Origin of the sequence: Intrasporangium sp. (assembly GCF_036566125.1) — a bacterium.
Classification (GTDB): Bacteria; Actinomycetota; Actinomycetes; order Actinomycetales; family Dermatophilaceae; genus Intrasporangium.
In genome coordinates this window covers 1-25,708 of the sequence record NZ_DATCWX010000146.1, presented here as the reverse complement: position 1 = coordinate 25,708, position 25,708 = coordinate 1, and the positions used below count along the sequence as shown (strand labels likewise).

The following is a 25,708-nucleotide window of genomic DNA, read 5'->3' as shown; positions in this document are numbered from 1 at the left end:
ACGGGTGCGACCCGCGCAACCCAGCCCAGCGGCATACGGCAGCCGAATGCCGCTGGGCTGGGGTCTCGCCACGCCTCACCCACCCAGCCGCGCTGGGACCTGCGCTAACCTTGGGCCCATGGCTGGTCTGCTGCTCCTTCCGCAGCCGCGTTGACCAAAGCCGGGAGCATCCCGGCATCAACGCGGCTCCCCCTCCTGTGCGAGGGGTTTTTTCTTGTCTGAAGCACCCAGGGCGCACGACCACCCACGACGTGATGAGAGAGAAGACATGAGCGAGCAGACCAACGAGACGCCGTTCCGCTACACCGCCGCCATGGCTGGGGACATCGAAGTCGCCTGGCAGGACCGGTGGGAGGAGGAGGGCACGTTCAACGCGCCCAACCCCGCAGGGCCGTGGGCCGATCCCGAGGCGGTCGCCGAGCGCGGCGAGAAGCTCGTCGTCCTCGACATGTTCCCCTATCCGAGCGGCGCGGGCCTGCACGTCGGGCACCCGCTTGGCTACATCGCGACCGACGTCTACTCCCGCTTCCACCGGATGCTCGGACGCAACGTCCTGCACGCGCTCGGCTACGACGCCTTCGGCCTGCCCGCGGAACAGTACGCCGTGCAGACCGGCCAGCACCCTCGGAAGACCACCGAGGAGAACATGACCGTCATGAGGCGCCAGCTGCGGCGGCTGGGGCTGGGCTTCGACAACCGGCGCGCCTTCGCGACGATCGACGAGGACTACTACCGCTGGACCCAGTGGATCTTCCTGCAGATCTGGGATGCCTGGTACGACGAGGATGCCGTGCGCGAGGACGGTGGCCGAGGGAAGGCCCGCCCGATCAGTGAGCTCGTCGAGGAGTTCGAGTCCGGTCGGCGGGCCGTCCGCACCGACGACGGTCGGCCCTGGGCCGAGCTGACGGCGACCGAGCAGGCCAAGGCCCTCGACGCGTTCCGCCTCGCCTACCAGTCGGAGGCGCCGGTCAACTGGTGCCCCGGTCTCGGCACGGTCCTGTCCAACGAGGAGGTCACCAACGAGGGACGGTCCGAGCGCGGCAACTTCCCGGTCTTCCGCCGCAACCTGTCCCAGTGGATGATGCGGATCACCGCGTACGCCGACCGGCTCGCCGACGACCTTGACCGCGTCCACTGGCCCGAGAACGTCAAGCTCATGCAGCGCAACTGGATCGGGCGCTCGCAGGGTGCGCGCGTGCGCTTCCCCGTCGATACCGTCGCCGGCGACCAGGCCGACATCGAGGTCTTCACGACACGTCCTGACACGCTCTTCGGTGCGACCTTCATGGTCATTGCGCCAGAGCACCCCCTCGTCGACTCCCTTGTCCCCGAAGGCGGCTGGCCGCAAGGCACGCACGACGACTGGAAGGGGAACGACGCGGCCGCCTCGGCGACCCCGCGCGCGGCGATCGATGCCTACCAGCTCGCAGCCTCGCGCAAGGGAGACGTCGAGCGGCAGACCGAGGGCAAGGACAAGACCGGTGTCTTCACGGGCACCTGGGCGACCAACCCCCTGACCGGAGAGGCCATCCCCGTGTTCGTCGCCGACTATGTCCTGATGGGCTACGGCACCGGCGCGATCATGGCCGTCCCCGGACAGGACGTGCGTGACTGGGAGTTCGCCGAGAAGTTCTCGCTGCCCATCATCCGGACGGTGCAGCCGGCCGAGGGCCATCCGGACAACGAGGCCTTCACCGGCGAGGGCGTCGCGATCAACTCCGCGAACGACGAGGTCTCGCTCAACGGCCTGCACATCGCCGACGCCAAGGCGCGCATCATCGAGCACCTCCAGGACAAGGGCCTCGGCGAGGGCACCGTCAACTACCGGATCCGCGACTGGCTCTTCAGCCGCCAGCGCTACTGGGGCGAGCCGTTCCCGATCATGTTCGACGAGGACGGCGTCAGCTACCCGGTGCCGGAGGACCAGCTGCCCCTGACCCTGCCGGACGTGCCGGACTACAGCCCCAAGACGTTCGCCCCGGACGACGCGCAGAGCAGCCCGGAGCCGCCCTTGTCGCGCGTCCCGGAGTGGGTCAATATCGAGCTCGATCTGGGCGACGGCCGGGGTCGGCGCAGCTTCCGCCGCGAGACGAACACCATGCCCAACTGGGCCGGGTCGTGCTGGTACTACTTCCGCTACCTCGACCCGGCAAACCACGAGGCGTTCGTCGACCCGGCGAACGAGGCGTACTGGCTGGCCAAGCAGCCGACTCCCGTCGAGGGTGCGCCGGACGGCACACGGGACCCGGGCGGCGTCGACCTCTACGTCGGCGGTGTCGAACACGCGGTGCTCCACCTGCTCTACGCCCGGTTCTGGCACAAGGTCCTCTTCGATCTCGGCCACGTGCAGAGCGAGGAGCCGTTCCGCACGTACTTCGCACAGGGCTACATCCAGGCCTACGCGTACACCGACTCGCGTGGTCAGTACGTCCCGGCGGCCGACGTCATCGAGGAGCCGGGCAAGGACGGCCAGCCGACCTACGTCTGGGACGGCCAGCTCGTCAACCGCGAGTACGGCAAGATCGGCAAGTCCCTGAAGAACATGGTCAGCCCGGACGACATGTACGACAGCTTCGGCGCGGACACCTTCCGCGTCTACGAGATGTCGATGGGGCCGCTCGAGGTGTCCAAGCCGTGGGAGACGCGCGCGGTCGTCGGGTCGCAGCGGTTCCTGCAGCGCGTGTGGCGCAACGTTATCGACGAGGTGACCGGCGAGCTGCGCGTTGACGGCGTGAAGCCGGACCAGGCGCTGACCACCCAGCTGCACCAGACGATTGCGGGGGTCCGCGAGGACTACGAGGGGCTGCGCTTCAACACGGCCATCGCCAAGCTCATCGAGCTGAACAACGCGGTCACCAAGCTCGAGGTGCCGCCGCGGGAGGTCATGGAGGCGCTCGTCCTCATGATCGCGCCGGTCGCGCCGCACATCGCGGAGGAGCTGTGGGCCAGGCTCGGCCACACCGGCGGCATCTCGTACGTGCCGTTCCCGGTGAGCGACCCCACGAAGATCGTTGAGGAGCAGGTCACCTGCGTCATCCAGATCAAGGGCAAGGTGCGCGATCGCATCGAGGTGGCTCCCGACATCTCGGAGGACGAGCTGCGCGGGCTGGTGCTCGCGCGGGACAAGGTCAAGGCGGCCACCGTGGATGGAGTCCGCACGGTCATCGTGCGGGCGCCCAAGCTCGTCAACGTCGTCCCGGCCTGAGGCACGACCACCATGCCGTATGCCGCTGAGCTCGCCGGGTGCCCAGGGTGACCGCCGGGGGTGCGCCGTTGGGTGACAAGTCCAATGACCGGCTCCATGACCGGCTCAATGACCGGCTGGGCGAGCGGCTGCGGCGTTGGCGCAGGACCCGCGCGACGGAGCTGGTGAAGCAGGAGGCCGCGGGCCCGCGTGTCGACGTGCGCGTGGTCACCGACTCGACGGCGTACCTGCCGGAGTCCTTCGTCGAGCAGCACCGCATCGAGGTGATCCCGCTCCATGTCGTCGTCGGCGGGCAGGAGCTCGTCGAGGGTCGGGACATCGGCGCAGCGGAGGTCGCCGCGGCGCTGCGTGAGTACACCATCGTCACGACCTCGCGCCCGAGCCCGGCCATGTTCGCCGAGGTCTATGCCCGGCTGGTGGACGAGGGCGCGACGCACATCGTCTCGGTGCACCTGTCGAGCCAGATGTCCGGGACCTACGAGGCGGCCGCCCTGGCAGCCACCGAGGCGCCGGTGCCGGTCGAGGTGATCGACAGCGAGACCATCGGCATGGCGATGGGCTTCTCGGTCGTCGCGGGAGCGGAGGTCGCCGCTGCCGGTGGCGAGCTCGATGCGGTCACCGAGGCGATCCGGGAGCGGCTCGGCCCATCGGGCGTCCTCTTCTACGTCGACACCCTGGAGCACCTGAGGCGCGGGGGGCGCATCGGGGCCGCCTCGGCGCTGCTCGGGTCGGCCCTCGCGATCAAACCGATCCTGGCGGTTCGCGGCGGGCGGATCATGCCCGTCGAGAAGGTCCGGACCTCGTCCCGGGCCGTGGCCCGCATCGAGGCCATGGTGCTCGACTACGTCACCAAGGGCGGCCAGAGGGTCGACCTGGCCGTCCACCACCTCGACGCCGCAGCGCGGGCCGAGCAGATCGCGGCGCGCTTGCAGGGCCGCCTGCCCGGGTCACCGGAGGTGCTCGTCGTCGAGCTCGGGGCGGTCGTCGGGGCGCATGTCGGGCCGGGCACCGTGGCCATCGCGATCTCGCCGCGTCCGGGTGAGCCACTCCCTGCATCGGCTACGTCCCCAGGGCCGTGAACGCCGGCACCGTCGTGGCCTGGGTGGGAGGAGTGCTGGGCGCCTTCCTCCTCGGGTCCGTCAACCCCGCGACGATCATCGCCCGGATGCTCGGCAAGGATCTGGCCGCCTCCGGGTCGGGGAACCCGGGCGCCACCAACGCCGGCCGCGTCCTCGGCCGCAAGTGGGGCGTTATCGTCCTGGTTCTCGACGTCCTCAAGGGGCTCGTCCCGACCTTCCTCGCGGGGCAGTGGTTCGGCGCACATGCCGCCTACGCCGTTGGTCTGGCCGCGATCCTCGGCCACGTATGGTCGCCCTTCCTCCGGGGCCGCGGTGGCAAGGGGGTGGCCACCACCCTGGGGGCGATCCTTGGCGTTCACCCCTGGGTGGCGCTCGTCGCGGTCGGCGTCTTCGCGGTGGCCGTGATGGTGACCCGGTGGGTGGCCGCGGGCTCGATCTTCGGTGCGCTAGCGATGATCGTCATGGCGGTCCTCGTGCTGGTCGGCCGGGCGCCGGGGGACCTCTGGACCGGCCTCTGGCTCATCGGCATCGCCCTGATCGTGCTCTGGCGGCACCGGAACAACGTCATCGGCTGGTGGCGCCAGCGCCGCCTCCGCTGACCCGCCATCCGCGCGAGCGCCATCCGCCCCAGCCGCGATCCGTGAAAGCTCGCCCACCTCCCAGCGTGGGTGATCATTCACGCAGCCGAGGCGGGCGCGCGGAAGCGAGCCCAGCGGCATACGGCTTCAATGGTTGTCCCTGAACGTGAAGGATCGGACCCCTCCACGGGGGTCGGAGCTCACACGCTCAGAAGACGATCGTGCGGCGACCCGAGAGGAAGACCCGGCTCTCGGCGTGGTCGCGCACCGCACGGGACAGCACGCGCCGCTCGACGTCGCGGCCGATCGCGACGAGCCGCTGCGGCGTCTCGGCGTGGGTGACGCGCACGACGTCCTGCTCGATGATCGGTCCCTCGTCGAGGTCTGCTGTGACGTAGTGGGCCGACGCCCCGATCAGCTTCACCCCTCGGTCGTGGGCCTGGTGGTAGGGCTTGGCGCCCTTGAAACCGGGCAGGAACGAGTGGTGGATGTTGATCGCTCGGCCAGCGAGCGCCTTGCACAGCGAGTCCGACAGGATCTGCATGTAGCGGGCGAGGACGACGAGCCCGACGCCCTCGACCTCGACGATCTTGAGCAGCTGCGCCTCGGCGTCGGCCTTGGTGTCCTCCGTGACCGGGATGTGCAGGAACGGCAGGCCGTAGTACTCGACGAGGCCGCGGGTGTCCTCGTGGTTCGAGACGACGCCGACGATGTCGATCGGCAGGTCGCCGGACTTCCACCGGTAGAGCAGGTCGAGGAGGCAGTGGTCGAACTTGCTGACGAGGATGAGCGTCCGGCAGCGTTCCTCGGCCGGCCGCACGGCGAGGTGCTGGTGTTTCACGGCGGGGGAGGCGTCGATGGCGTCGAGCACGGACCCCACGTCGGCCGCGTCGGCGTCGAAGACGGTCCGCATGAAGAACAGGTTGGTGTCCTCGTCGGAGTACTGCTGGTTCTCCAGGATGTTCGCGTTGACGTCGAGGAGTGCGGCTGAGACGGCGGCCACGATGCCGGGACGGTCGTCGCAGGTGAGGGTCATGATGTGCCGGGCCATCCGAGGATTGTTGCTCAGCCCGCGGGTCGGCTCCCAATCGGGGTGGCACCGTCTCGGGGAGTGACCGTCCACATCCGGTCGCGGTCGCGGGTGGTCGTCCACAGTTGCGCGACCGGCGCGGCTGGCAGGGTGGCTGGCTTCCTACCTTTCCCGTATGCCGCTGAGCCGAGTCCCCAAGAGCCCTGACCTCGAGCGTGTGGTGCAGGTCCTCGGCGGGCGTGTGGTGGACGAGGGCGCGTCCGCTGGAGAGCGTGGCGGCTGGGTGCCGGCGCCGCCGGGCGTGGTGGAGGAGCCTCGGCCGCCGGAGCCCGACGTCCTGGAGCTCGTCGACCTGGGACCCCGCTCGGCCGACCTGGCCGATCAGCTGCGGCGCGCCCGGCGGCCGTCGTTCGTGTCGGTCCCGGCGTCGCTCCGGACGGGGCGCGTGTCGGTGAGCAGCAGCGCCGTCGTGGCCGTGCTCGCGCTCGTCGTCGCCTTGGGCTGTGCGTTCGTGCTGCGGATCCTGTGGGCCGAGCGCGCTGCCGAGGGAGCCGGGGTGGCGCGGGTGGCTGGGGAACCGGCGACGCCCGGGCCAGATGGGCCGGCCACGCCGGAGGTCGTGTCGAGGTCCGCCCCCGCGACCACTGCGGGCGCGGCGCCGCAGACCGTGCTCGTCGTGCATGTCGTCGGACAGGTGGCCAAGCCGGGACTGGTCCGGCTCAAGGCGGGTGCCCGTGTCGCGGACGCGATCGAGTCGGCCGGAGGCGCGACCCGAGCGGCCGACCTGACGGCGATGAACCTCGCCCGGGCCCTGGTCGATGGAGAACAGGTCTTCGTGCCGAAGCCGGGGGAGCAGCCGCCTGCTGTCGCGGGGCCGCAGGTGCCGGGTGGATCGACTGTGGGGGACGGATCGGGGTCGGTGGGGGGATCGGCGACCGGCTCGGTGAACCTCAACACCGCCGACCTCAACGCGCTCGACTCGCTGCCGGGGGTCGGGCCGGTCCTGGCGCAGCGGATCGTCGACTGGCGCACCGAGCATGGCCGGTTCACCTCGGTCGAGGAGCTGGGCGAGGTCAGCGGGATCGGCGACAAGCTGCTGAGCCAGCTCCGTCCGAAAGTGACGGTGTGAGCCGGACGCCCGCGAGGACCCTCCGGGCGAACGGACCGGACGAGGTTGTCCCGGTACCCAGGCGGCTCGACGCCCGGCTCCTCGTCCCGGTCGTCGTCGCCTGGCCAGTCGTGGCGTTCGTCGGTCTCGTCGTGCCGACGTTGTGGGTATGGTCCTCCGCGCTGGTCTCCGGCCTGGGTTCGGGCCTGCTGGTGCTGCGTCGGCCCCGGCTAACCAGCCGGAGGTTGCTCGCGCTGACCCTGGCCGTGCTCGCTCTGACCCTGCTCGCGGTGGCGGGCCACCGGACGGTACGGGCCGTCGGCCCACTGGCCGAGCTCGCGGAGGCACGCGCCGTGGCCACCGTGCGCGGGGTGATCGCCACGGAGCCGGTCGTCGTCGGCGGACCGCTGGAGGCAGGCGCCGCAGACGCAACAACCCCGCACGAGGAACCGACGCGCGACCCCCTCGTCGTGGTTCGGATGGACGTCAGGGAGGTGGAGGGCCGCGGACGGGTCACCGAGGTGAGCGCGCCGATCCTGGTCACCGGGGACCGGTCCTGGGCAGAGCGGAGCTGGCACGAGGAGGTCGAGGCGGTCGTGCGCCTGTCCGTCGCGGATCCGGGCGACGACGTCGTGGCACTGGCCCGACCCAAAGGCGAGCCGACGGTCATCGGGCGGCCCGGGGTGGTATTCCGGGCGGCGGACTCCGTGCGGGGTGACTTCCGGGCCGCGACGGCGGGTCTGACCCCGGACGCTCGCGGGCTGGTGCCGGCCCTCGTCATCGGGGACACGAGCCGGACGCCACCGGACCTCACCGAGGCGATGCTCGACACGGGGCTGAGCCATCTCAGCGCCGTCTCGGGGAGCAACGTGACCCTCGTCCTGGCGACCGTGCTCGGCCTCTGCCAGCTCCTGGGAGTCCGTCGGCGTGGCCGGCCCTGGGTCGCCCTCGGCGTGCTCGTCGGGTTCGTCATCCTGGCCAGACCGGAGCCGAGCGTCATCCGGGCGGGAGTGATGGGGGCCGTCGGGTTGCTGGCCCTGTCCACCTCACGGCGTCAGGCGGGTGTGCCGGCGCTGTCGGGGGCGATCATCGCCCTCCTCGTCTGGGACCCGTGGCTGGCGCGGTCGTACGGCTTCGCCCTGTCGAGTGTCGCCACCCTGGGCCTGCTGCTCTTCGCACAGCCGTGGGGGCGGGCCATCGCCCGCGGACTGCCCAAGCGGCTCGCCTGGTTCGGACCGGTCCTCGCGGTGCCCCTTGCCGCGCAGGCGGTCTGCGGGCCGATCGTGGTCCCGCTCCAGGGCAGCGTGTCGCTCATCGCCGTCCCGGCCAACCTGCTTGCCGCACCGCTTGTGGCACCCACGACGATCGTCGGCGTCGCCGTGGCCGTCCTGTCGCTCGTCTGGGTCGGTGGTGCGTCATGGCTGGCCTGGCTCGCGGGCATTCCCGCACAGGGCATCGCCTGGGTCGCGAGGACGTGTGCCGAGGCGCCCTTCGGCGGCATCGACTGGGGCGACTCCGCTGTCGCCGCGGTGTTGCTCGCCGTCGTCACCGCAGTCGTCATCCTGGTCTGGCCCTGGGTCTGGCGCCGGGTCCGGCTCCGTCCCCTCCTCGGGGTGGCCGTCGTCCTCGTGGTGAGTGCCGCGGCGACACCGACCAGCGTGGCGTCGTGGCCACCGCCTGGCTGGGTCTTCGTCGCGTGCGACGTCGGCCAGGGTGACGGCCTCGTCATCAACAGCGGCATCGGGGCCGGGACGGGACACGGCGTCGTCGTCGACGCGGGAGGGGACCCTGCGCTCATCGACGGCTGCCTCGGCCGACTGGGGATCGAGGTGGTCGACCTCGTCGTCCTCAGCCACTTCCACGCTGACCACGTGGCCGGTCTGGCGGGAGTGCTCAAGGGTCGGACGGTTGCCGAGACGAGGGTCTCGACCGTCGTGGAGCCGGAGCCCATGGCGGACCAGGTCAGGGAGCTGGCTTCAGCCGCGGGCGTCCCGGTGCGCGAGCTGCGCGCTGGTGACGTCATCCAGGTGGGAGGCATGACCGCTGAGGTGTGGTGGCCGGCCCGCCAGCTCAGCGAGGGCTCGGTCCCCAACAACGGTTCGGTGGTCATGACCGTGCGCGTGCGCGGCGTCGACCTCCTGCTCTCCGGCGACATCGAGCGGGAAGCCGCGGCGCAGGTGATCAGGGCCGCGCAGGCGGAGCCGGAGCGCTGGGGGGAGGTGGACGTGTTCAAGGTGGCCCACCACGGGTCGAGCAACCGGGACGACCGGCTCCTCGATCTCATCTCGGGGCAGGTGGCCATCATCAGCGTCGGCGAGGACAACGACTACGGGCACCCGGCGCCCTCGCTGCTCCACGCCCTCGAGAGTCGGGGCTTCACCGTCCATCGGACCGACCTCGAGGGCGACATCGCGGTCGTCGTCGACCCGGATGGCGGCCTCACAATTCACACCCGCCGATAAAGATCTACGCAGAGTGCCCTCCAATCGAGTGAACAAGATTCGGGGTTCCCCCACCCCAACTCCCAATCGAATGAACAACTTTCGGGGTGCTCACTTCCCAGAAGTTGTTCACTCGATCGTGGCAGCTGGGTCGGATGACCCCGGATGTTGTTCACTCGATCAGGGGGAGGAGGAGGCGGTGCCGACGGCCGCTTCGCGGCGCGAATCGGCCGCGGCGTGCACTCGACCACCCTCGAACTGGGCGGCGCCGACCCCGCCGAAGTACATGTGCTTGGACGGGTACTCGCTCCCCGGCAGGCCACTCGATACGACCGCCGCGGCGATCGATGGGTCCGGCTCGTGCTCGACGACCGGCGTGCCGTCCTCACCGAAGCGCACATGCAGACGGGGCGCCTCGATCGCCTCGGCCAGGTCGACGCCGCGCAGGAGCGCCTGGCCCAGGACCTGCATGAGCGCTGTCGTGATCCGGTCCGCGCCCGGCGAACCTGCGGCGATGCAGCCCCCGGCGTCGTTCCGAGCAGTCGTGGGCGCCATGTTGGAGGCCAGCCGCGTGCCCGGCGCCAGTGCGTGCAGGCCGAGCCGGTTCAGCTCGGGCTCGCCCAGGGCGTTGTTGAGCATGATGCCGGTGCCGGGGATGACGATGCCCGCGCCGTAGCCGGCGGACATCGTGATGGAGCAGGCGCCGCCCTCCGAGTCCACCGCCGACACGTGCGAGGTCGACGCCGACGTCGGCAGCCCGGCCAGGCCGTGCCGGTCGACCGACTCGAGCAGCGCATGGCCGTCGGCGAGGAGGTCGGGCGAGCGGTCGTGCACCGACAGGCGGTACGCCAGGACCCGCTTCTGGATCTCGATGACGTCCGCCCATGACCAGCCGGGCGATCGCGCAGCCAGCTCGCCGAGCATCACGGCGAGCATCGGGCCCCCCACCGAGGGCGGTGGGTTGAGCGCCACCGTCCAGTCGCCGAGCCGGCGCATCGTCGGCCGACGCTCCAGCGGCTCGTACGCCAGCAGGTCCTCGCGAGTGATGAGGCCGCCGTGCTCCTCCATCTGGTCCACGAGGACTCGACCCACCGCCCCCGAGGTGAAGAGCGACGGCCCCTGGGCCCCGAGCAGCTCGAGGATGTCCGCGAGGTCGCTGTTCGTCACCACCTCACCGTTCCGCAGGGCGTGGCCCTCGGGACCGGTGACGATGGCGTGGGCCTCGGGGTCGTCGCCGAAGAGGCTCTCGCGGACGATCCCCAGATACAGCGCAGCAGCCGCCCCCACCGCGTACCCGTCACGACACGAGCGCTCCGACGGCTCGACGACCCGCGACCACGGGATCCGGCCGAACAATTCACTGGCTCGCGAAAGGGCATGCACAGCACCGGAATTCGCGACGGAGCCGGCGCCGACCCCGAGGGTGATGCCGCCGCCGTACTGCGTCGTGACCCAGCGCAGGCCCTGGCCGAACCGGCCCGGGTCCAGACCTCGACCGGGCATCTCGACGTTCCCGTCGATGACGACGGGGTCCCCGTCCACCGGCCAGATGTTGACGTAGGCCCCGCTCATGATGCTGACCATGCCCGGGTCGGTGCACATGGCGGCGATGGATGCCGCAACGGCTGCATCGACCGCGTTGCCGCCTTCGGCGGCCACCTCGAGCCCGGCCTCGAGCGCGGCGGAGTTCGCTGCCGCGACGGCGACCTTGGTCATTGCCTCATTGTGCCGAAGCCTGCGTGTGCCCGTGGGCGTTCGACGCGCCCAACGGCAGGGACAAGCGGGAGCGAGCTCAGCGGCATACGGCCAAGGTCAGGAACGTCCCAGTGAGTGGTACTCAGCATTGGGCACGAAGCCGAGTGCCGTGGAGACCCGGTTGGTGAGGTTGAACATGCCGACGACCTGGACAAGCTCCATGATCTGGTGGTCGTCGAGCCCGACCGCGCGCAGCGGCTCGAGATCCGCCTCGACGACGTCGGCAGGGTGGAGGGTGAGCTTCTCGGCGTACGCCGCCATCGTGGCCTCGCGCTCCGGCAGGTGGGCCTGACGCCAGTTGACGGCGACGTTGTCCGCCGTCCGCTCGTCCTCCGTGTAGGTGCGCAGCGCCGCGGTGTGGGAGATGACGCAGTAGTTGCACCGGTTGACGTTCGAGACGACGACGGCGAGCAGCTCGCGATCCGCGTTGCTCAGGTGTCCGTCCTTGTTGACGAGCAGGTTGAAGTAGTTCCACCACGCGAGGAACTGGTCCCCGTTGACCGCCTGCGCCTTGAAGACGTTGGGCACGAAGCCGAACGCCTCCTCGGCCTTGGCCCACAGCTTGCCGACGCCCTCCGGGACGTCGTCGGCAGTGGGGACGGGGAGGAAGGAGATGCGCGCGTCGTCAGCCATGACGGCACTGTATGCCGCTGACCTTGCTTCGGTTGTCAGGCCGGGGCGAGCGCGGGGTTGAGTACGTCGACGGGGGCGCCGGCTGCCTCGCCGAGCGCCCGCAGCGCGGCGGAGACGGCCGGGACACGCTGCAGGTCGGACGTCGTCACCGCGAGGATCTGGCGCCGGGAGGGCGGCGTGAGCGAGAGCGTCACGACTTCCTCGTGCTTTGCCGCGTTGAGGATGAGGTCGGGCACGAGAGCGACGCCGAGGCCGGCGGTGACGAGGCCGATCTGGGCGACGTAGTCCTCGATCTCGAAGGCCACGTTGGGCCGGAACCCTTCGTGGTGCGCGAGGGAGACGAGGTGGCCCCGACAGCGCGGACACCCGGCGATCCACTCCTCGTCGGCGAAGTCGGACATCGAGACGCTCTCGCGGCCCGCCAGGGGGTGGTGCTTCGGGACGACGACCCGGACCTCGTCGTCGAGCAGGCGCTGGGTCTCGAGGAGGGTCAGGTCCTCCTCGAGCTCGCCGAGATCGGCGCCCTCGTAGGCGAAGGCCACCGCGACGTCGCAGTCGCCGTTGCGCAGGGCGGCGAGCGACTCGGGCGGCTCAGCCTCGGTCAGGGTGACGGTGATGTCCGGGTGGCGCTGCTTGAGGATGGCGAGCGCCTTGGGGACGAGGGTCGCGCTCGAGCTGGGGAAGGCCTGCAGGCGCACCCGGCCGGCGCGCAGCCCGGCGATCGCGGTGATCTCCTCCTCGGCTGCGTCGAGGGCGGCGAGCACGCCGACCGCGTGGCGCGCGAGCACTTGGCCGGCCTCTGTGAGGCGGACCTGGCGACCGTAGCGCTCGACGAGCACGGTGCCAGTGCGCTGCTCGAGGCGCCGGACCATCTGTGAGATCGCTGGCTGGGAGAAGCCGAGGGCGTTGGCGGCGCCGGTGAAGCTGCCCTCGTCGGCGATTGCCTTCATCACCCGTAGACCTGCTGCGTCGATCATGGCGCAAGCATAACTCAGGATTATGGTTTTGAGGCTTTCTCCGCATGGGACGTAGGCTGTGTCCGTGAAGCTTGCGACGACCCGGGCCCTGCCGCTCGTGACGGAGGACCTCGGGACGCTGGACGATCTCGTCGACCTCGTCAGCGGTGGCGGGGTCCTCGTGTTGAGTGGTGCGGGCATGTCGACGGACTCGGGGATTCCCGACTACCGCGGGCCTGACGGGACGCGTCGCGTCGAGCCGATGACGCTCGGCGAGTTCACCGGGTCGTCGGAGGCACGCCGGCGCTACTGGGCGCGCAGCTACATCGGCTGGCAGCGGTTCACCGCGGCCCAGCCCAATTCCGCCCATGAGCGCGTCGCCGAGCTGCAGCGGCACGGCTACGTGGGGCCGATCATCACCCAGAACGTCGACGGGCTGCACCAGGCCGCCGGTGCCCGGGACGTCGTTGAGCTGCACGGTTCGCTCGACCGGGCGGTGTGCCTGACGTGTGGCGAGGTGACTTCGCGCGAGGGCCTGCACGTTCGCATGACCGAGGCGAATCCCGGCTTCATGGAGCGGTTCGCGGCCGAGGCTGCGGCGGTCGGCTCGCAGTGGGGGGAGCAGGTCCGGCCGGACGGCGACATCGTCGTGGCCGACTCCCTCGTCGAGTCCTTCTTCCCGCCGCTGTGCCTCGTCTGCGGGCGTGACACGGTGAAGCCGGACGTCGTGTTCTTCGGTGAATCCGTCCCGAAAGCCCTCGTGCAGAAATGCTTTGGCCTGGTGGACGAGGCTGGGGCAGTCTTGGTGCTCGGATCCTCGCTGGCGGTCATGAGTGGCTATCGCTTCGTCCGGCACGCGGCCCGGATCGGGGTGCCGGTGGCCATCGTGACGCGGTCCGCGACCCGGGGAGACGCGGAGGCGACGGTCCGGTTGCACGCCCCGCTCGGGGCGACTCTGGACGCGTTGGGAGCGGCACTTGGACATGGGGACTGACCTCCACTGGTACTCGGCCCTTCCGGCGTCGGGGCCCGGGCCCTCGGTCCACTGGGCGTCGACAGCCTTCGAGGCGGAGCTACGCGACTGGGTCTCCGAGGTGCTTGGGCGGCTGGGCGTCGATGTCGTGGCGCTCGAGCAGGTGCACCTGCGGCCGTGGTCCACGGTGTGGCGAGCTCGAGGGAGCGACGGCGTCGACTACTGGGCCAAGCAGAACTGTGAGCACCAGAAGTTCGAGGCCCGGCTCCTCCAGGTTCTCGACGAGCTGTCTCCGGACAGGGTCATCCCGGTCGTCGGGATCGACGCTGACCGAGGCCTTCACCTCGTCCCTGACCAGGGGCGGGTGCTCGCCGAGACCATCGCTCCCGACGATGTGGACGCGTGGTGCCGCGTCGTGGCGCACGCCATGTCCCTCCAGCGGGACCTCGCCGGGGCCGCGGACCGCCTCGTTGCCGCCGGCATCACGACCATGCGTACCGCGGAGGCCGCCGACTACGTGGCCGTTCGCACGGAGCAGCTGAACGGGCTGCCGGACGGTGACCCGCGGCGGCTCTCCGACGATGACGCGTCCGCGCTCAAGGCGCTGGGACCGACGGTGATGGAATGGGTCGAGCGGCTGGTGGTCCTCGGCCTGCCGGAGGCATTGGTGCACAACGACCTTCACGCCAACAACGTCTTCGCCACACCCGACGGTCGGCTGCGCTTCTTCGACTTCGGCGACGCGGTGCTCGCCCACCCGCTGAGCGCCCTGATGATCCCGCTCAACGTTCTGGCGCACCGCTTTGAGGCGCCGAGCGATGACGCACGGCTCCGCAAGGTGGCCGATGCCGGGCTGGAGGTGTGGGATGACCTCGTGTCGGTCGCGGAGCTGCGGTCGGCGCTTCCGGCTGCGCTGCAGCTCGGCCGGTTGGGGCGGGCTGAGTCCTGGCTGCGGGTCTGCGCGACGCTCACCGATGAGGAGCTGGCCGAGTACGGCGATGCCGGCGCGTGGTGGCTCGGCTCGCTGCGGATGCAGCCAATCCTCGCCTGAGTGATGCCCCGGGTGGGCGATGGGTCAACCAACCGGAAGACCAGCCACTTGCCGGCCTGAACACGCTCGCGAACTCGGCTGGTTCCGGTTGGTTGGCCCTCGGACGTGGGCCCGCGCCGTGCGTTCAGTCAGACGCGGGCCTTGAGCCCCGCCGCGATCTGCGTCGCCCAGGCGTCGATGGATGCCCAGTCGCGGAAGTCACCCGCCGGCATGGCGTCCTTGGCTCCGGGCAGGTGCTGCATCATCCGTTCGGTCAAACCGATCGGTGGTGCGTCCGGGTCCCAGGCGCCGAAGAAGACCTGCTCGCCGCGCGTCTGCAGGAGGTCGGTCAGCTCGTCGAACTCCTTGGGCCGGCTGGTCCTGAGGACGTCGCGCCCTTCCTTGTCCACGAGGTCCGTTCCGAGTGGTCCGCTGCTGAACAGCCAGACGGGACGCTCTCGCAGCTCCTTTCGGTGGTGCTTCGCGAAGGACGTTGCGTCCTTGAGCCAGTGGTACATGTACGCGGCTCCGCCGATGATGACTGCGTCGTACTGGTCGACGCTGTCGATCTCTCCGACCGGTCGCGCCTCGGCGGGGAGGCCGGCCTCGGTCAGCGTTGCCGCGATGCGTTCGGCGATGCCCACGGTTGAGCCGTGCCGGGTGGCGTAGGCAACGAGAATGTTCATGGGAGCTCCTTCCTCGTCCTCAGCGCCATGGCACCACCCGAGGCAGCATGGTCATAGGGGCGTAAGTCCCGGAACTCAACGACCGGGCACCTCCACCGACTGCACCTGGTCGCGCATCTCGTCGAGCTCGGTAGGCCACACCTCGACCGTCTGCACGACCCAGAAGGCGCCGAAAAGCACGATGATGACGACCTCGGCGACGAGGATGATGTGGGCGAAACCCTCGATGGCCAGGTGCAGCGCCACCGTCCCGGCGAGGGCCACACCGAGCAGGACGGCCAGCGCGTAGTAGCTGCGCCGGAACTTCACACCTCGTTCGGTGGACGGCTGGTACAGCGCGTTGAGCACCATCACCGCGATCACCCCGGCGACCATCGTGGCTGCGGCGATGCCGTGGCTCAGGTGGATGAACGAGTCACGCTTCCAGAGGAAGAAGCCAAGCTCGACGACGAGGACGACGCCGCACACGATGGAGGCGATCCGCGAGCCGGGAGTGGCCGAGATCACCAGTTCGCCGCGGCGCGCCAGGACGTAACGCACGATGGCTGCCAGCACCGCCACGACGATGAGTGTCCAGATGTTGTTGCGCACCGCGTTGGCCACCTCGAGGGTGGTCAGCGTGGGAGTCGGACCGCACGCGCCGTCGGGGACCGTGGGCACCATGGCCACGACGAACGCCATGAAACCGGAGAAGTCGAGCAAGACGTCCTCCTCGGCGGATCGTGCATTGTGCACGATGAGCAGCGCTCCAAGGGCAAACAGCGCGCCGACGAAAACGGTGCGCGCCGGCGTGAAGTAGTACGCACTGATCGACCCCAGGAAGCAACCACCGTCGGCGATGCCCTCGTAGGCCACCGCGAACAGCAGCATGAGGAGGAGCGCGATCATGCCGGCCCGTAGGTAGCGGTAGGTGTACAGCACGTCCCGCCCGAGCTCCGGGTCGGTCTTCCGTCGCGCGATCTTCGTCATGCCAACGAAGTGTGTCGCACGAACGCGACTGATGCCCAACAAAACTCAGCAGGAGCGCCGAACCCAGCTCAGCGGCATACGGCCGCTCTTGTGTGTCACACGCGACGGAGGACTGCGGTGACCTTGCCGAGGACGGTCGCGTGGTCGCCGTCGATGGGGGAGAAGTCAGAGTTGTGCGGCATGAGCCAGACGTGGCCGTCCTTGCGCTTGAAGGTCTTCACCGTCGCCTCGTTGTCGAGGAGCGCCGCGACGATGTCGCCGTTGTCAGCCGTCGGCTGCTGGCGGACGACGACCCAGTCGCCGTCACAGATCGCCGCCTCGATCATCGAGTCGCCGACGACCTTGAGGAGGAAGAGGTTGCCCTCGCCGACGATCTGCTTCGGCAGTGGGAAGACGTCCTCGACGACCTCCTCGGCGATGATCGGCACGCCTGCAGCGATCTGGCCCAGGAGCGGCACGTAGGCGGCCGCCGGCCTGGCGTCGCCCGAGTCGGTCTCGGTGTCCTGCTGCTGCGCGGTGTCGACGTCGAAGCCCGCCACACTGCCGCCACGGCCGCGGTATCCGGTCGCATCGGCCGGTGCGTCGGGGGAGACGATCTCGATGGCGCGGGGGCGGTTGGGATCGCGTCGCAGGTAGCCCTTGGCGACGAGGGCATTGAGCTGGTGGGAGACGCTCGACGGGCTGGCGAGGCCGACGGCGTCACCGATCTCACGCATGCTCGGCGGGTAGCCGCGTCGGTCGACCGAGTTGCGGATCACCTCGAGCACGCGCCGCTGGCGAACGGTCAGGCCGTCTCCCTTGGGGCGGTCGGGAAGCTCGGTCACGCCCATGATGATCCCCTTCGTTGTGCTCGCTCTGGTGCTCGGTCGGTGCTTGCTGGCGACTCGTCTCAGGCTGTCACAGACGCCACTGTCGGTGGTGACTGGTGGTGTGTCTGTTGTGGGTGAAGCCTATTGGTTTCGAACACAGATGCCAAACATTTGTTCGACGTGTCTCTCGACATTGTCGGGGCGTCGTGCTAGAAAATCGTACAGGCGTTCTATCGAACAGGCGTTCGTGCGAAGGAGGACATCATGGGTGCACAGGTTCTGGAGTTTCCCTCCACCCGGCCGACACCGGCCACCCGGCCACGGCTCGTGCTCGTGCCTCAACCGGCGCCGGAGCCCGAGCCGACGTATCGCCTGACGCGTCGGGGGCGGCTGGTGGTGGCTCTCCTCGTCGCGGTGATGCTGTCGGCGCTCGTGCTGGCCTTCGCCGGCCAGCTCGCGTCGGCGGCAGGACCGACGCGCTCCGTCACGGTCGGGGGCGGCCAGACGCTGTCGGAGATCGCGGCCCGGGAGCTGCCGCAGCTGCCGATCACAGCCGGCATCGTGGAGCTCCAGCTCGCCAACAACCTGTCCACCTCGCAGGTGCACGCGGGCCAGACTCTCGTGATCCCTGATCGGTGACACCAGCGCAACCAATCAGTCGTATGCCGCTCAGCTCGTTCCCAGCCGCACGCTGAGTTCCCGATCGGCCGCGTTGGCTCCACCTTCAGCGGCTGGTGTGCCGGCGCTTCGACCCCGCCGGATGCACCCAGGGCGCCGCACCTCGGTCACGTGAGTGACCGTGGTGCGGCGTTTCTGCTTGGCAGACCAGACGTCCCTGCCGTTGCCGTCAGGGCTGAGATGCTGTCGTTGTTCGTGGGTTGAAGGTGGAGGTCCTGGCGAGCCGGCGGAAGAGGTCTCGTTCCAGCTGTGTCAGTTTGGCGGGCACGTCGATGTGGGCGTGGACGTAAAGGTGTCCCGCTGGTCCGGCGGGGTTCGGCAGGCCGCAGCCGGGCAAGGTGAGCTCATGGCCGGTACAGGTGCCGGCTGGGACGTCTAGATCGATCGGTCCTGCCGGAGTCTCGAACGCGATGGTGGAGCCGAGGGCCGCCTCCCAGGGCGACAGCGGCAGGCGGACGTGCAGGTCGCGGCCACCGAGCTCATAGCGCTCGTGGGGAGCGAGCCGGACGCGCAGGAATACGGCCGGGGTGTCGCGGCCGCCGGGAAGGTGTGTGGTTTTGACCTCGATGCGGTCGCCGTCGATCACGCCGGGTGGGATGTCGACGTGGACGCTCTCGGTGCGGTCGTGGCTGGTCACGGTGACCGTCCGGGTCGTGCCGTGGTAGCTCTCCTCGATGGTGAGCTCGAGCTCGGCCTCCTCGTTCTCGACCGAGCGGCTGGGCAGGTCGAAGCCGAGATGGAAGGCGTTTGCGAGGCTGGGGCCGCCGAGCCAGATCGCCTCGCGCCGGGTGCGGCCGGGGTTCGTCCGGCTGGCGGTCCACGGCGACCATGGTCCGTGATGCGAAGCGGTGGGGGTTCGGGTCCGGCGCGGCGCCCGAGTGGCGTCGTAGCGAGCCCGGGCGCCCGGGTCGGACAGCACGCGATAGGCGTGGGTGATCTCGGCGAACCGGTGCGTTGCCCCTGGGGTGGTGTCGACGTCCGGGTGGTAGCGCCGGGCCAGCCGCCGGTAGGCCAGGGTGATCTCGGCGCTGTTGGCGCTCGGTGTGACGCCGAGGACCTGGTACAGGTCGCGGCTTGGGCGCTCGTTGGGGCTGGCGGCGGTCATCAGCTCCTCCCGCTCGCGAGGGCTGTTTGGGGTTTCGATGCCACCGGTGGCCGGCCTGGGCATACCGGCGTCGGGGTGTCGGGGGCTGGCCGGGGTCGGGGCGAACGGCCGCTCCGGTGGTGTGTCCGCTGTTCCATCACCTCCTCATCGGGGGAGCTGGACTGTCTCGTCGTATCGGTCTTGTGCTGCAGCGTTGAGGGTCGGGTCAGGCGGTGAGCGCTGCCGTGCCCACCCTCCGATGCCAGGATGCCGCGGCCTGGTCGCCAGCCGCTCCACCCTGGCCTGTCTCCAGTGCCGGTCTGGCGGGGTCGGTGGCCTGAAGGCCGGGCGGCGGAGCGGGGGCCGGGCCGGTGGCGGGGTGGGCCATTCGGCGGCGATGATCGCCTCGAACTCCGCCTGCACCAAGTCTTCGTCGGAGTAGACCATATCGAGGAACTGCTCCTCGAAGGTGTCGGTCAGGCCCTCGTCGTAGGTGTGCCGGATCGTGGTCATGGCGACCTCCGAAACGGGTCTCAGGCCTTGATGGCCTGCCGGTCCTGTCCGGCGCTGGTGATCTCGATCTTGCGGGGCTTGGCCTGCTCGGCCACCGGTATCCGCAGCGTGAGCACACCCGCGTCGTAGCTGGCCTCGATGTGCTCGGTGTCCAGGTTGTCGCCCAGCACGAGCTGCCGGCTGAAGGTGCCCCGTGCCCGCTCAGCGGCGAGCATCTCCTGGGCCTCGCTACGCGCCGGGCGCTCGGCACGCACGGTCACCACGTTGCGCTCCACGTCCAGCTCGATCGCCTCCGGGGCGATGCCCGGCAGGTCGAACTCGACCACGAAGGTGTCCCCGTCACGCCAGGCGTCCATCGGCATCGCCGCCGGGTAGGCCACGGAGCCGTTGCCGCGGAAGAGCTGCTGGGTCAGCCGATCGAGGTCCCGGAACGGATCGGTACGCATCAGCAACTGAGCCACCGTCGAACACTCCCTTCTGGTGTTGTCCTTCACCACTGACCTATCGCAGTGGCCATAGATTCCTTATAGCCCCGGCGCCATAATGAGTCAAGAAGCCAACCCCAGAAGACCGGGCCATGACGACTGACCGGCCGGCGCGAGGAGGACCGGCTCCACACCAGAGCCACGTCAAGAGAGGCGCTCAGCGATGATCATCAGGGATGTCCCGCTGTTCGGCCCCGGGCAGGACGCGCCATGAGCGGCATCCCCTCCGACCAAGGCGTCTACGGGATCTCGGTGGCTGCCCAGCTGGTCGGCATGGGCGTCCAACGGCTGCGGCTCTACGAGTCGCGTGGCCTGCTCGAACCCGAGCGCACCGCCGGTGGCACCCGTCGCTACAGCCAGGACGACCTGTACCGGCTGCAGCGCATTGACGCCCTGCTCGAGGCCGGGCTGAACCTGGCCGGCATCGCGATGGTGCTCGACCTGCAGGACGAGAACCACCGCCTGCACCACCGACTCGACCAACACGAGTCCGATCGCGGATAGTCGCCAGCGCACAGCCGAGGTCAGCACCGCAAGGCCCCGCGCCCTGTGTCGCCCTGCGAGACCTGTGGAGAAGTCAGAAGGGCGTATCGAGGGTTCTTCCTAGCCTCGTCGAGATGGGGCTGGGAGGAGTCTGCAGATGAGATTTGGTGTGGAGCCCGACGTGCTCGGCCGCGACTCGGCGCGGTACGGCGAGGCGGTCGGGGCGCTAGCGGGCGTCGACGTCCCCGGGGCGATGGCGCCGTTGGCGTCGGCATTCCCGGGAGGGCTGACCGCAGCGGCGATCTGGGAGCTCGGGGCGGCGTGGAGTGACCGCCTACTCCGGGTCCGGCTCGGGCTCGAGCAGGTCGGGGACGGGCTGGCGACGGCGGGGCAGTCGTATGCAGCGGTGGAGCAGATCGCTCGGCGGGCCCTGTCGGACCATCAGCTGCGGCGCGAGGTGCCCTGATGCCGCAGATCGGGGTCCGGCACATCCGCGCGTTCCAGCCGTCCGTCGTGCTCGAGGTAGCCCAGCGACTCGAGGCGCAGCGGCGCCGCGTCATCTCGGCCACGGACGCGGTGCTGCGAGCTCGGGCGGCGGGGGAGTCGTGGACCGGACCCGCCGCGGTCGCGGCGACGGCACGTCAGGCGGGGGTGCTCGCTGGGCTCGCTGACGTAGCGGTCCGGTTGGCTGCGACGACGGCAGCGCTGCGTCGCCTGGCTGGCCGGATGGAGGCCTGTGCGGCCCTGGTGCGTCGGGCCGAGCGCATGGCGTCGGATCGGGGTGCGTGGACCGATGACCTCGGTTTGGTCCATGTGCCGCATCGGTGGTCTTCCGGCGACCCCATCATGGACGCGCACGTGGGCAGGCTCGACGCCCTGATGGTGGATGAGGTGCGGCGCTGCCTCGACGAAGCGGAGCGGGTGGCCGGGGCCACCGACGTCGAGGTCCATCGTGCGCTTGTTGGTGCCGCCTCGTACCGGCTCGCCACACGGGCGGGTGGCGACGACCTTGGCGTCGTGCCGCCGCCGCCCCAGGGTGCGGGCGGGCAGGCGGATGGCGCCTTTGCCAACGCAGCGTGGTGGCGGAGCCTGACCGTGGCAGAACGTCGGTGGGTGATCGGCCACCATCCCGAGTGGGTGGGGCCGCGGGACGGGATCCCGGCATGGGACCGTCACCAGGCGAACCTCAAGCTGTTGGCTCGGGCGCGGGTCGCGGCCGCGGAGCAGCTGCGACAGATCGGTCCGAGGGCGCGGGCTACCGACGTCGTGGTGTGGGAACGGGTGGAGTCGATCGCCGCCATCGACGCCGTCCTGGGCAAATCGGATGGAGTGACGAGGCACCTGCTGCTCGTCGACATCACGGGGCCCGTCGTCCGGGCCGTGACGACGGTCGGGAACATCGACCGCGCGGGCCACGTCGCGACCTATGTCGGCGGACTCTCGACGAGCCCGCACCTGGACCTGCGTCGCTACGACGAGACGTTCGTCCGCGTGCGCACGCTGGCGTGGACCAAGACCCGGGGGGTGGGCGACCGGGCCGACGTCGCGATCGTGCAGTGGATGGGCTACCCCGCCCCGCAGTGGCGGGATGGGGCCTTCGGCAGCAGGTCGGTGCTCAAGGACGACCTGGCCACGGAGTGGGCTGATGAGCTCGCCTCGTTCACGAACGGCATCGCCGCCAGCCGCGACGAGCCTCCGCACCAGACCCTGTGGGCCCACTCGTACGGCTCGGTTTTGGCCGGCTTCGCGTTGCAGCACGTGATGCGGATGGACGACGTCGCGTTGTTCGGTTCACCGGGGACGGCGCTGGACTCGCTCGCGGAGGGAGGCCTCAAGCCCGGCGCGCTCAATGTGCTCGCCTCCCCGACCGACGTCATCGCCGCATCCGGGTGGTTCGCGCGAGATCCGCGTGACGTTCCCGGAGTCGCCAACCTGTCCGCCGCTTGCGGGCTCAAGCCGGGATCGACCAACGAGTTCCTCATGGGGTCGCCCTGGCACAGCGCGTACCTCAACGCCGGGACGACGAGCGAGCACAACCTGGCCGCCATCGCCGCTGGGCGACCGGACCAGCGGGTCTTTGCCGGAAGCCCTGTCGGGTCGTTCCCAGCCCGGGATTGCCGCCCTGACCACTAAAGGAATCCGAATGAGCTGGAGGAGAAGCAGATGAAGGACGAGGACGGCCGCCCCCTGGTGTCCGGAACCGCGGTGGCAGTCGTTGGGTCGGGATGGCTGCTCGGGTCGCTGTTGATGGGCTGGTCGACGGCGACACCTCCCGATCTGGCCACCAGGATCGAGTGGTCGCTCGGCTGGGCAGCCTTCGGCGCGGTGCCGGCGATCGTCATGATCCTCGTGTGGTCCTACCTCGACTGAGGCTGCGCTTCCTGCGCACTCGAGGGGGATTGGGGACGGGTGGGGTTGGTGTGGCGTTTGCGCAGGTCACCGGCCTGGGCCTCGACACGCCACGCCGAACATGCCGTATTGGCTTGATAACGCGTGGGTCACGTGCCTACGATAACCCCAACATCTAGTAGTTACATGGCTGTAAGTCGTCCACATGTAGTCCCCAAGGGGCCACACGTTACGCACAAGCCATCCACACGCTGTCCCCAGCTCTGTCCCCAGAGCGAGCTCAGCGGCATACGGAATCAGCGTTGAAGGAAGGTGAGCGCAGGTGCACTGCCCGTTCTGTCGGCACACGGACTCGCGCGTCATCGACTCACGGACGACGGACGACGGCACCGCAATTCGCCGGCGACGTCAGTGCCCCGAGTGCAACCGCCGCTTCACGACGACCGAGACCTCGAGCCTCAACGTCATCAAGCGGTCGGGGGCGTCGGAGCCGTTCAGCCGGGCCAAGGTCCTGTCGGGGGTACGCAAGGCGTGCCAGGGCCGTCCGGTCACCGAGGACGACCTCGCCCTGCTCGCCCAGAGGGTCGAAGAGACCATCCGGGCGCAGGGGAGCGCGGAGATCGAGGCGCACGAGGTCGGCATGGCCGTCCTGGCGCCGCTCCGGGAGCTCGACGAGATCGCCTACCTCAGGTTCGCAAGCGTCTACCAGGCCTGGGAGACGCTCGAGGAATTCGAAGGAGCCATCGCGGTCCTTCGAGCCGAGCGTGACGCGCTCGGGCAGGAGCCTCCCGCTCGGCCCGAGATCGGCGCGAAGCGGTAATCGCCCTCCACCCCCCTCGCAACACCCGGAGCACTGTCGGTGCTCTGTAGAAGACTCATCACTAGGGACATTCGGTCCATGACAGGGATCGTTGTCACGGTCAGGGAGGCCGCAGCATGACGGAGATCGGAAACCGCAGCTCGCGTTCACGAGGTGGCGCCAAGAAGGGCGTCAAGGTCGAGCGCATCTACACCACTCCCGGGGTGCACCCCTACGACGAGGTGACCTGGGAGCACCGCGATGTCGTCCAGCAGAACTGGAGGACCGGCGAGACGATTTTCGAGCAGCGTGATGTCGAGTTCCCTGACTTCTGGTCGGTCAACGCGAGCACGATCGTCACGACGAAGTACTTCCGCGGTGCGCTCGGCACCGATGTGCGCGAGAAGTCCCTCAAGCAGCTCATCGACCGCGTGGTGCTGACCTACACGGCTGCGGGGAAGCAGCACGGGTACTTCGGCTCTGACGAGGACGCCGACATCTTCGAGCACGAGCTGACGTATGCCCTTCTGCACCAAGTCTTCTCGTTCAACTCCCCGGTGTGGTTCAACGTCGGGACGAAGTCGCCTCAGCAGGTGTCGGCGTGCTTTATCCTCGCCGTCGACGACTCGATGGACTCGATCCTCAACTGGTACAAGGAAGAGGGGAAGATCTTCCAGGGTGGCTCCGGTGCGGGCCTCAACCTGTCGCGGATCCGCTCATCCAAGGAGCTGCTCTCGTCCGGTGGCACGGCCTCCGGTCCGGTGTCGTTCATGCGGGGCGCCGACGCGTCGGCGGGAACGATCAAGTCCGGTGGCGCCACCCGTCGCGCGGCCAAGATGGTCGTCCTCGACGTTGACCACCCGGACATCGAGGAGTTCATCGAGACGAAGGCGCGCGAGGAGGACAAGATCCGCGCGCTGCGTGACGCCGGCTTCGACATGGACCTCGGCGGCAAGGACATCGTCTCGGTCCAGTACCAAAACGCGAACAACTCGATCCGCGTGACGGACGAGTTCATGAACGCGGTCGAAGACGGCGGCGAGTTCGGCCTGCGGGCTCGCCTGACCGGTGAGGTCATCGAGAAGGTCGATGCGCGGAAGCTGTTCGAGAAGATCGCGCAGGCGGCGTGGGAGTGCGCCGACCCGGGGCTGCAGTACGACGACACGATCAACGACTGGCACACCAACCCGGAGACCGGCCGGATCACGGCGTCCAACCCGTGCAGTGAGTACATGTCGCTCGACAACAGCTCGTGCAACCTGGCGTCGCTCAACCTGCTCAAGTTCCTTCGCGACGACGACACGTTCGACGCGGTGACCTTCGAGAAGGTGACGGAGCTCGTCATCACGGCGATGGACATCTCGATCTGCTTCGCGGACTTCCCGACGGAGGCGATCACCCAGACGACGCGTGACTACCGCCAGCTCGGGATCGGCTATGCCAACCTCGGCGCGCTGCTCATGGCGACTGGTCACGGCTACGACTCCGAGGGCGGGCGTTCGCTCGCCGCGGCGATCACGTCGCTGCTCACGGGTGCTGCCTACAAGCGTTCGGCCGAGCTCGCGGCTGTGGTGGGGCCGTACGCCGGCTACGCCCGCAACGCGGAGGCCCACAAGCGGGTCATGCGTAAGCACCAGGCTGCCAACGACGACATCCGAACGCTCGACGCGATGGATTCCGACATCCACAAGGCCGCCACGAAGGCGTGGGACCAGGTCGTCAAGCTGGGGGAGAAGAACGGCTTCCGCAACGCCCAGGCCAGCCTGCTCGCGCCGACCGGCACCATCGGCTTCATGATGGACTGCGACACGACCGGCATCGAGCCGGACTTCTCGCTGGTCAAGTTCAAGAAGCTCGTCGGCGGCGGCTCGATGCAGATCGTCAACCTGACCATCCCGCGGGCGCTGAGGAAGCTCGGCTACCAGGAGGAGTCGATCGAGGCGATCGTCGAGTACATCGCCGACAAGGGCCACGTCATCGACGCGCCGGGTCTCAAGCCGGAGCACTACGAGGTCTTCGACACTGCCATGGGCGCTCGGGCGATCTCGCCGATGGGCCACGTGCG

Annotated in this window: 24 protein-coding genes; 14 read left to right on the top strand and 10 right to left on the bottom strand. The window is 69.4% G+C overall.

Going from position 1 to position 25,708, the window contains the following annotated elements:
- Positions 1-268 precede the first annotated feature (268 nt).
- From leuS to plsY, 3 genes are all read left to right on the top strand, one after another.
- Complete coding sequence (leuS, locus tag VIR15_RS08750; RefSeq protein WP_331927089.1) at positions 269-3,205, top strand: leucine--tRNA ligase; 2,937 nt, start codon at positions 269-271, stop codon at positions 3,203-3,205.
- A gap of 68 nt (positions 3,206-3,273) precedes the next feature.
- Entirely contained in the window at positions 3,274-4,284 is a 1,011-nt protein-coding gene (locus VIR15_RS08745; RefSeq protein WP_331927088.1) for a DegV family protein, read from the top strand.
- A complete protein-coding gene (gene plsY, locus VIR15_RS08740) occupies positions 4,281-4,883 on the top strand; it encodes a glycerol-3-phosphate 1-O-acyltransferase PlsY (protein WP_331927087.1) in 603 nt (200 codons plus the stop codon). The genes VIR15_RS08745 and plsY overlap by 4 nt, the downstream gene beginning before the upstream one ends.
- A 187-nt stretch (positions 4,884-5,070) precedes the next feature.
- On the opposite strand, the gene purU is transcribed toward plsY, so the two are convergent.
- Entirely contained in the window at positions 5,071-5,913 is an 843-nt protein-coding gene (gene purU / locus VIR15_RS08735; protein WP_331927086.1) for a formyltetrahydrofolate deformylase, read from the bottom strand.
- Positions 5,914-6,067: 154 nt separating this feature from the next.
- On the opposite strand from purU, the gene VIR15_RS08730 reads away from it, so the two are divergent.
- Complete coding sequence (locus VIR15_RS08730) at positions 6,068-7,021, top strand: helix-hairpin-helix domain-containing protein (protein WP_331927085.1); 954 nt, start codon at positions 6,068-6,070, stop codon at positions 7,019-7,021.
- Positions 7,018-9,462 carry a ComEC/Rec2 family competence protein gene (locus VIR15_RS08725; RefSeq protein ID WP_331927084.1) on the top strand — a complete coding sequence of 815 codons (2,445 nt, stop codon included), beginning with the start codon at positions 7,018-7,020 and terminating at the stop codon, positions 9,460-9,462. Before VIR15_RS08730 ends, VIR15_RS08725 begins: the two co-directional genes overlap by 4 nt.
- 159 nt (positions 9,463-9,621) lie before the next feature.
- On the opposite strand, the gene VIR15_RS08720 is transcribed toward VIR15_RS08725, so the two are convergent.
- The 3 genes from VIR15_RS08720 to VIR15_RS08710 all read right to left on the bottom strand — a co-directional run bounded on the left by VIR15_RS08720 (position 9,622) and on the right by VIR15_RS08710 (position 12,806).
- The gene (locus VIR15_RS08720; RefSeq protein ID WP_331927083.1) at positions 9,622-11,157 is read right to left on the bottom strand and encodes a gamma-glutamyltransferase; all 1,536 of its coding nucleotides are present in this window, start codon (positions 11,155-11,157) and stop codon (positions 9,622-9,624) included.
- Between the two features lie 96 nt (positions 11,158-11,253).
- Positions 11,254-11,829 (bottom strand): peroxidase-related enzyme, encoded by a 576-nt coding sequence (locus tag VIR15_RS08715; protein WP_331927082.1) that lies wholly within the window; start codon positions 11,827-11,829, stop codon positions 11,254-11,256.
- A 35-nt stretch (positions 11,830-11,864) separates the two neighbouring features.
- Entirely contained in the window at positions 11,865-12,806 is a 942-nt protein-coding gene (locus tag VIR15_RS08710) for a LysR family transcriptional regulator (RefSeq protein WP_331927081.1), read from the bottom strand.
- A 58-nt stretch (positions 12,807-12,864) separates the two neighbouring features.
- Between VIR15_RS08710 and VIR15_RS08705 the strand changes: the two genes are divergently transcribed.
- Both VIR15_RS08705 and VIR15_RS08700 read left to right on the top strand, forming a co-directional pair.
- Entirely contained in the window at positions 12,865-13,779 is a 915-nt protein-coding gene (locus VIR15_RS08705; RefSeq protein WP_331927080.1) for a Sir2 family NAD-dependent protein deacetylase, read from the top strand.
- Entirely contained in the window at positions 13,769-14,809 is a 1,041-nt protein-coding gene (locus VIR15_RS08700; RefSeq protein WP_331927079.1) for an aminoglycoside phosphotransferase family protein, read from the top strand. Before VIR15_RS08705 ends, VIR15_RS08700 begins: the two co-directional genes overlap by 11 nt.
- A 128-nt stretch (positions 14,810-14,937) precedes the next feature.
- On the opposite strand, the gene VIR15_RS08695 is transcribed toward VIR15_RS08700, so the two are convergent.
- The 3 genes from VIR15_RS08695 to lexA form a co-directional block, all read right to left on the bottom strand.
- Positions 14,938-15,474: a flavodoxin domain-containing protein gene (locus tag VIR15_RS08695; RefSeq protein WP_331927078.1), complete on the bottom strand. Its 537-nt coding sequence runs from the start codon at positions 15,472-15,474 to the stop codon at positions 14,938-14,940.
- A 75-nt stretch (positions 15,475-15,549) separates the two neighbouring features.
- Positions 15,550-16,443, bottom strand: coding sequence for a hypothetical protein (locus VIR15_RS08690; protein WP_331927077.1), 894 nt, complete (start codon positions 16,441-16,443; stop codon positions 15,550-15,552).
- 95 nt (positions 16,444-16,538) lie between these two features.
- Positions 16,539-17,273, bottom strand: a complete 735-nt coding sequence (gene lexA, locus VIR15_RS08685; protein WP_331927076.1) for a transcriptional repressor LexA — start codon at positions 17,271-17,273, stop codon at positions 16,539-16,541.
- Positions 17,274-17,516: 243 nt separating this feature from the next.
- On the opposite strand from lexA, the gene VIR15_RS08680 reads away from it, so the two are divergent.
- Entirely contained in the window at positions 17,517-17,891 is a 375-nt protein-coding gene (locus VIR15_RS08680) for a LysM peptidoglycan-binding domain-containing protein (protein ID WP_331927075.1), read from the top strand.
- Positions 17,892-18,099: 208 nt separating this feature from the next.
- Here the strand turns inward: VIR15_RS08680 and VIR15_RS08675 are convergent, their stop codons facing one another.
- The 3 genes from VIR15_RS08675 to VIR15_RS08665 all read right to left on the bottom strand — a co-directional run bounded on the left by VIR15_RS08675 (position 18,100) and on the right by VIR15_RS08665 (position 19,979).
- Positions 18,100-19,035 (bottom strand): DnaJ C-terminal domain-containing protein, encoded by a 936-nt coding sequence (locus tag VIR15_RS08675; protein ID WP_331927074.1) that lies wholly within the window; start codon positions 19,033-19,035, stop codon positions 18,100-18,102.
- Positions 19,036-19,179: 144 nt separating this feature from the next.
- On the bottom strand, positions 19,180-19,527 hold the full coding sequence (locus VIR15_RS08670; protein ID WP_331927073.1) for a hypothetical protein: 348 nt from the start codon (positions 19,525-19,527) through the stop codon (positions 19,180-19,182).
- A 20-nt stretch (positions 19,528-19,547) separates the two neighbouring features.
- On the bottom strand, positions 19,548-19,979 hold the full coding sequence (locus tag VIR15_RS08665) for an Hsp20/alpha crystallin family protein (protein ID WP_331927090.1): 432 nt from the start codon (positions 19,977-19,979) through the stop codon (positions 19,548-19,550).
- Between the two features lie 243 nt (positions 19,980-20,222).
- On the opposite strand from VIR15_RS08665, the gene VIR15_RS08660 reads away from it, so the two are divergent.
- The 6 genes from VIR15_RS08660 to VIR15_RS08635 all read left to right on the top strand — a co-directional run.
- Positions 20,223-20,516, top strand: coding sequence for a MerR family transcriptional regulator (locus VIR15_RS08660; protein ID WP_331927072.1), 294 nt, complete (start codon positions 20,223-20,225; stop codon positions 20,514-20,516).
- 136 nt (positions 20,517-20,652) lie between these two features.
- Positions 20,653-20,961 (top strand): WXG100 family type VII secretion target, encoded by a 309-nt coding sequence (locus tag VIR15_RS08655; protein WP_331927071.1) that lies wholly within the window; start codon positions 20,653-20,655, stop codon positions 20,959-20,961.
- A complete protein-coding gene (locus tag VIR15_RS08650; RefSeq protein WP_331927070.1) occupies positions 20,961-22,628 on the top strand; it encodes an alpha/beta hydrolase in 1,668 nt (555 codons plus the stop codon). The genes VIR15_RS08655 and VIR15_RS08650 overlap by 1 nt, the downstream gene beginning before the upstream one ends.
- A gap of 30 nt (positions 22,629-22,658) precedes the next feature.
- Entirely contained in the window at positions 22,659-22,865 is a 207-nt protein-coding gene (locus tag VIR15_RS08645; protein WP_331927069.1) for a hypothetical protein, read from the top strand.
- A gap of 301 nt (positions 22,866-23,166) precedes the next feature.
- Entirely contained in the window at positions 23,167-23,664 is a 498-nt protein-coding gene (gene nrdR, locus VIR15_RS08640) for a transcriptional regulator NrdR (RefSeq protein WP_331927068.1), read from the top strand.
- A 116-nt stretch (positions 23,665-23,780) separates the two neighbouring features.
- Positions 23,781-25,708, top strand: a 1,928-nt coding sequence (locus tag VIR15_RS08635) for a vitamin B12-dependent ribonucleotide reductase (protein WP_331927067.1), incomplete at its 3' end; no start/stop codon positions are given.